Below are 1,077 nucleotides of genomic sequence, written 5' to 3' on the forward strand. Positions count from 1 at the left end.
ATGATATAATTTTTTTCGGAACAAACTAATAGAAAGAAGAGGCAAGAGAATTATGTTAAAAGCAATTTTAGGGGCAATAGCAGTAATATCAACAGGGTTTTCAGCAGTCTATGTAAATGACTTCAGGAAAAACAGAAATTCAGCTAACAATGGTATTTTTAAGAGAGGTTTAATAATAGGATTTATAACAGATTTCCTAGATGCAATTGGGGTAGGATCATTTGCAACAACAACAGCAATTTTAAAATTTGATAAAAAAGTTAATGTACCGGACAAATTATTACCAGGAACATTAAATGTTGCTCATGCATTACCAATGGTAGCACAAGCACTTATGTCATTAACAGCAATAGAAATCGATATATTCACATTAATATGTATGATAGTTGCAGCAGTAGTAGGTTCTTGGATAGGTGCAGGTGTAATATCTAAATTACCAGAAAAGAAAGTTCAGTTAACTATGGCAGTAGCCTTACTTGGAACAGCAGGATTACTAGTAGCAAAACAATTAGGAGTAATGCCAGCAGGTGGAGATGCAATAGGACTTGAAGGAACTAAATTAATAATAGGTGTTGTAGGTAACTTTGTACTTGGAGCATTAATGACTGCAGGTATAGGTTTATATGCACCATGTATGGCAATGGTTGCACTTCTTGGAATGAATCCAAAGGCAGCATTCCCAATAATGATGGGATCATGTGCATTTGTTGGACCAATAGCTTGTACTAAGTTTGTTAAAGAAGGAGCTTATGTAAGGGAAGTATCTATGGGTATAACTTTAGGTGGTATAGTAGGTTCAGTACTTGCAATATTATTTGTTACTAATCTTCCAGTATACTGGTTAAACTGGTTAGTAGTTGGAGTTGTACTTTACACAGCAGTAACTATGTTTAAGGCAGCACTTAATAAAAATAATGAAATGGAACTTGAAAATAAAGCAAGTTAGATAGATGGAAAGCCAATAACTAAGATTAAATTTTAGTTATTGGCTTTTTTACTTGTGAGGAAATTATATATAATTGAACTTTTTGACAATATATATTTTAAAATGTGTATTATGGAAACATAGTAGTTAAT

1 protein-coding gene is annotated in these 1,077 nt (G+C 32.5%); it reads left to right on the plus strand.

Features of this window, described 5'->3' with window-relative positions:
- Positions 1-52: 52 nt before the first annotated feature.
- Positions 53-946: a sulfite exporter TauE/SafE family protein gene (locus NSA58_RS20515; RefSeq protein ID WP_039680047.1), complete on the plus strand. Its 894-nt coding sequence runs from the start codon at positions 53-55 to the stop codon at positions 944-946.
- Positions 947-1,077: the final 131 nt, after the last annotated feature.

It is taken from the genome of Terrisporobacter muris, from assembly GCF_024621905.1.
In the GTDB taxonomy this organism is placed as follows: Bacteria; Bacillota; Clostridia; order Peptostreptococcales; family Peptostreptococcaceae; genus Terrisporobacter; species Terrisporobacter muris.

Bases quoted from the DNA above. Each gene is read 5' to 3' on its own strand.
- NSA58_RS20515 (WP_039680047.1), top strand. From the start codon at position 53: ATGTTAAAAGCAATTTTAGGGGCAATAGCAGTAATATCAACAGGGTTT.